The sequence below is a fragment of the Spirochaetia bacterium 38H-sp genome, assembly GCA_039023545.1.
GTDB lineage: Bacteria > Spirochaetota > Spirochaetia > Winmispirales > Winmispiraceae > Rarispira > Rarispira pelagica.
Map to the genome: position 1 here is coordinate 1 of JBCHKQ010000009.1, position 5,294 is coordinate 5,294.

At 53.6% G+C, this 5,294-nt stretch carries 1 protein-coding gene, 1 tRNA gene and 3 rRNA genes; all 5 read right to left on the bottom strand.

Features of this window, described 5'->3' with window-relative positions; all coding sequences use genetic code 11:
• Positions 1–136: 136 nt before the first annotated feature.
• A complete protein-coding gene (locus tag WKV44_10420; protein ID MEM5948953.1) occupies positions 137–232 on the bottom strand; it encodes a 30S ribosomal protein THX in 96 nt (31 codons plus the stop codon).
• A gap of 25 nt (positions 233–257) precedes the next feature.
• Positions 258–371, bottom strand: a 5S ribosomal RNA gene (gene rrf / locus WKV44_10425).
• Positions 372–418: 47 nt separating this feature from the next.
• A 23S ribosomal RNA gene (locus WKV44_10430) occupies positions 419–3,409 on the bottom strand.
• Positions 3,410–3,470: 61 nt separating this feature from the next.
• Positions 3,471–3,544 (bottom strand) — tRNA-Ala (locus WKV44_10435).
• A gap of 56 nt (positions 3,545–3,600) precedes the next feature.
• Positions 3,601–5,146 (bottom strand): 16S ribosomal RNA (locus tag WKV44_10440).
• The 16S, 23S and 5S rRNA genes sit together here with 1 tRNA gene alongside, the layout of an rRNA operon.
• Positions 5,147–5,294 lie beyond the last annotated feature (148 nt).

Consider the following 5,294-nt stretch of genomic DNA (forward strand, 5'->3'; position numbering starts at 1 on the left):
AAATAATACATTAGGCCGAACGGCATAAGGCGCCCCTTATGCCTGCCTGCGGCGCATATAGGAGAAGCATAGAAGTAAGCAACAAAGAGCTTACTAGTGCACTAGGCATAAAAAAAAACCTGCCATAAGGCAGGAACTATTTGTTCTTTTTTTTATTTTTCTTAGGACGGGATTTACCATAAGTAGAACGCCAGATTTTCCCTCTGCGGGAACGCTTATCGCCCTTACCCATATAAACCTCCAGGAAAAATAAAAAAGCCTGGCGACGACCTACTCTCCCACCCAAAAAGGGCAGTACCATCGGCGCTGGAGGGCTTAACTTCCGTGTTCGGGATGGGAACGGGTGTAGCCCCTCCGCTCAAGTCACCAGGCAAATTATTTGTCTTTAAAAAAGCCAGCAAAGGAGATTTGGGGAGATATGGTCAAGTCTCACGGATTATTAGTACTGGTCGGCTGAACATGTTACCATGCTTACACCGCCAGCCTATCAACGAGGTCTTCTCCCTCGTTCCTTCAGGGCACTCTCGTGCCAGGGATGTCTAATCTTGGGGTGGGCTTCCCGCTTAGATGCCTTCAGCGGTTATCCCTTCCGAACGTGGCTACCCAGCAATTACCGCTGGCGCGATAACTGGTACACCAGAGGTTCGTCCACTCCGGTCCTCTCGTACTAAGAGCAGCTCCCCTCAAACATCCAACGCCTGTGGCAGATAGGGACCGAACTGTCTCACGACGTTCTGAACCCAGCTCACGTACCGCTTTAATTGGCGAACAGCCAAACCCTTGGGACCTGCTTCAGCCCCAGGATGCGATGAGCCGACATCGAGGTGCCAAACCCTGCCGTCGATGTGAACTCTTGGGCAGGATCAGCCTGTTATCCCCGGAGTACCTTTTATCCGTTAAGTGACGGCCCTTCCACTCGGAACCGCCAGATCACTAGGACCCGCTTTCGCGCCTGCTCGACCCGTCGGTCTCGCAGTCAGGCTGCCTTATGCCCTTACACTTACACGCTGATTTCCAACCAGCGCAAGGCAACCTTCGCGCGCCTCCGTTACTCTTTGGGAGGCGACCGCCCCAGTCAAACCGCCCACCTGACACTGTCCATTTACCGGATTCACGGCAAATGTTAGAAACTCTACATAACAAGGGTGGTATTTCACCAACGACTCCACCAGTGCTGGCGCACCAGCTTCAAAGTCTCCCACCTATCCTACACATGTCATGCAAAGTCCCAATGCCAAGCTGCAGTAAAGGTTCACGGGGTCTTTCCGTCTAGCCACAGGTAATCGGTATCTTCACCGATACTACAATTTCACCGGGTCTCGCGTTGAGACAGCGCCCAAGTCGTTACACCTTTCGTGCGGGTCGGAACTTACCCGACAAGGAATTTCGCTACCTTAGGACCGTTATAGTTACGGCCGCCGTTTACCGGGGCTTCAGTTCACTGCTTCGCTCGCGCTAACAGCTCCCCTTAACCTTCCGGCACCGGGCAGGTGTCAGTCCCTATACGTCATCTTACGATTTCGCAGAGACCTGTGTTTTTGGTAAACAGTCGCTTGGGCCTATTCTCTGCAACCCCCAACAAACAGCTTGCGCTATCCACCAGGGGCCCCACTTCTCCCGAAGTTACGTGGGTATTTTGCCGAGTTCCTTAACGCGAGTTCTCCCGCGCGCCTTAGAATATTCATCTCGCCTACCTGTGTCGGTTTACGGTACGGTCTCTTATAGCTTAACCCTAGAGGTTCTTTCTCGGCACCTTGACTCCACCAGCTTAAGCCCTGTTACAGGCCTCGGCTTCGCAGCTCACCTCAGAAGGCGGATTTGCCTACCTCCCTCAACGGCTCGCTTGCTTACACGTGGATTACCATCACCACGCCTGGCTTCGCCTCATGCGTCACCCCAATCAGAAACTATAAGAGGCACAGGAATATCAACCTGTTTCCCATCGACTACGCCTTTCGGCCTCGCCTTAGGGACCGGCTAACCCTGAGAAGACGACCTTTACTCAGGAAACCTTAGGCTTTCGGCGGAGAGGAATCTCACCTCTCTTTTCGTTACTCATGCCTGCATCCTCACTTCCGCTACCTCCAGCATGCCTTACAGCACACCTTCTTCAGCACACGGAACGCTCACCTACCGCTGACACTTGCGTGCCAACCCGTAGCTTCGGTACTATGCTTAGCCCCGTTACATTGTCAGCGCAGAGCGACTCGACCAGTGAGCTATTACGCACTCTTTAAAGGAATGGCTGCTTCTAAGCCAACCTCCTGGCTGTCTTCGCCGCTCCACCTCTTTTTCCACTTAGCATAGTTTTGGGACCTTAGCTGACGGTCTGGGCTGTTTCCCTCTCGACTACGAACCTTGTCGCCCGCAGTCTGACTCCCGTAAAACCTGTTACGGCATTCGGAGTTTGTTTGGGGTTGGTACCCGGTGAAGGGCCCTAGCCCAACCAGTGCTCTACCTCCGCAACAGTATATTACGAGGCTAGCCCTAGAGCTATTTCGGTGAGAACCAGCTATTGCCGAGTTTGTTTAGCCTTTCACTCCGATCCACAGTTCATCCCTGCCTTTTTCACTAGACTAGGGTTCGGTCCTCCACTCAGTTTTACCTGAGCTTCAACCTGACCATGGATAGATCACTCGGCTTCGGGTCTACTACTGCAAACTATCGCCCTGTTCAGACTCGGTTTCCCTACGGCTCCGGGACTACTATCCCTTAACCTCGCTTGCAACAGTAACTCGCAGGCTCATTCTGCAAAAGGCACGCCATCACCCATACTTATGTACAGGCTCTGACCGCTTGTAGGCTTATGGTTTCAGATTCTATTTCACTCCCCTCCCGGGGTTCTTTTCACCTTTCCCTCACGGTACTTCTCCACTATCGGTAGCCACATCGTATTTAGCCTTGGAGGGTGGTCCCCCCAGCTTCAGTCGGGATTCCACGGGTCCCGACTTACTCAGGTTCTGTCCCCACGCAGGCATCTAAGTTTTCGTGTACGGGGCTTTCACCCTCTTTGGCCAGCCTTCCCAGACTGTTCCACTAACCTGATGCTTTGTAACTGCGCGAGAGCGGTAGGACGCTCTCCAGGACAGCCCTACAACCCCGCATGAACAACGGTCCTACCCTTACATCCATACGGTTTGGGCTCCTCCCCGTTCGCTCACCACTACTTGGGGAATCTCGTTTGATTTCTTCTCCTCCGGGTACTAAGATGGTTCAATTCCCCGGGTCTCGCTCACGTAGGCTATGTATTCACCTACGTGTGACAGGCCTCCAGCCTGCCGGGTTACCCCATTCGGGAATCCACGGATCTCAGGATGTTTGCTCCTCCCCGTGGCTTTTCGCAGCTTACCACGCCCTTCTTCGCCGTGTGGCTCCTAGGCATCCACCATAAGCCCTTATTTCCTTGACCATATCTCCTCATTCCCCTTCGCTCGCTATTTCAAAGACCATCTGCAGCCATCGCTGCTTTATGGAGGCACAGGGACTTGAACCCTGAACCCCCGGCTTGCAAAGCCGGTGCTCTAGCCAGTTGAGCTATGCCCCCATATATAAAAAAAACAGGAAGGTTTTTCAGGAGTGTTTATTCTTTCTTTCTCTCAGAAAGGAGGTGATCCAGCCGCACCTTCCGGTACGGCTACCTTGTTACGACTTCACCCCCCTTACTAGGCGTACCTTCGACAGCGCCCTCCCTTGCGGGTTAGGCTACCGGCTTCGGGTACCCCCAACTCGGGTGGTGTGACGGGCGGTGTGTACAAGGCCCGGGAACGTATTCACCGCGCCATGGCTGATGCGCGATTACTAGCGATTCCAGCTTCATGGAGTCGAGTTTCAGACTCCAATCCGTACTGAGGTAGGCTTTTTGGGGTTTGCTCCACCTCGCGGCTTCGCCTCCCTTTGTACCTACCATTGTAGCACGTGTGTAGCCCAGGACATCAGGGCCATGATGATTTGACGTCATCCCCACCTTCCTCCGGTTTGTCACCGGCAGTCCCGTCTGAGTGCCCGGCTCTACCCGATGGCAACAGACAGCAGGGGTTGCGCTCGTTGCGGGACTTAACCCAACACCTCACGGCACGAGCTGACGACAACCATGCAGCACCTGTCTACCAGTCCCAAAATGGGAAAGCTGTATCTCTACAGCCAGCCAGTAGATGTCAAGCCCTGGTAAGGTTCCTCGCGTATCATCGAATTAAACCACATGCTCCACCGCTTGTGCGGGCCCCCGTCAATTCCTTTGAGTTTCACCGTTGCCGGCATACTCCCCAGGCGGTGCACTTAATGCGTTAGCTTCGGTACCGAGCCTCTAAGACCCAACACCTAGTGCACATCGTTTACAGCGTGGACTACCAGGGTATCTAATCCTGTTCGCTCCCCACGCTTTCGTGCCTCAGCGTCAGTCATCGGCCAGGAGCTTACCTTCGTCATTGGCGTTCTTCCCGATATCTACAGATTTCACCCCTACACCGGGAATTCCAGCTCCCCCTCCGCGACTCCAGTTACACAGTTTCCGGTGCATACTACGGTTGAGCCGTAGCCTTTTACACCAGACTTGTTTAACCGCCTACGCACCCTTTACGCCCAGTAAATCCGAACAACGCTCGCCCCCTACGTGTTACCGCGGCTGCTGGCACGTAGTTAGCCGGGGCTTATTCCTCAGGTAACGTCATCTGCCAGGCATTACCTCCCAGCATTATTCTTCCCTGAGAAAAGGAGTTTACAACCTCACGGCCTTCTTCCTCCACGCGGCGTCGCTCCGTCAGGCTTTCGCCCATTGCGGAAGATTCTTGGCTGCTGCCTCCCGTAGGAGTCTGGGCCGTGTCTCAGTCCCAGTGTGGCCGATCACCCTCTCAGGTCGGCTACCCATCGTCGCCTTGGTAGGCCTTTACCCCACCAACTAGCTAATGGGCCGCAGGCCCCTCCCCTGGCGATCCTTACGGACCTTTCCTCTCATAACCATAGCTACGAGAGTTTATTCGGTATTACCCTGTGTTTCCACAGGCTATCCCCAACCAAAGGATAGGTCACCTACGTGTTACTCACCCGTTCGCCGCTCTCGTGCGGTGCAAGCACCACACTACCGCTCGACTTGCATGCCTAAAACGCGCCGCCAGCGTTCGTTCTGAGCCAGGATCAAACTCTCCATCATTATTATAAGTACTCCGAAGAGTACTCAATCTACTCAAAACTATATCGCTAAACGATTATCTTCTAGAATTGACTAAGGTTCTTTTCGAAAACCTTACCACTCCTTACTCAACCTTCCCTTCTCTTCTCATGTTAAAGAACCTAGCTCA

Bases quoted from the DNA above. Each gene is read 5' to 3' on its own strand.
- WKV44_10420 (MEM5948953.1), bottom strand. From the start codon at position 232: ATGGGTAAGGGCGATAAGCGTTCCCGCAGAGGGAAAATCTGGCGTTCT.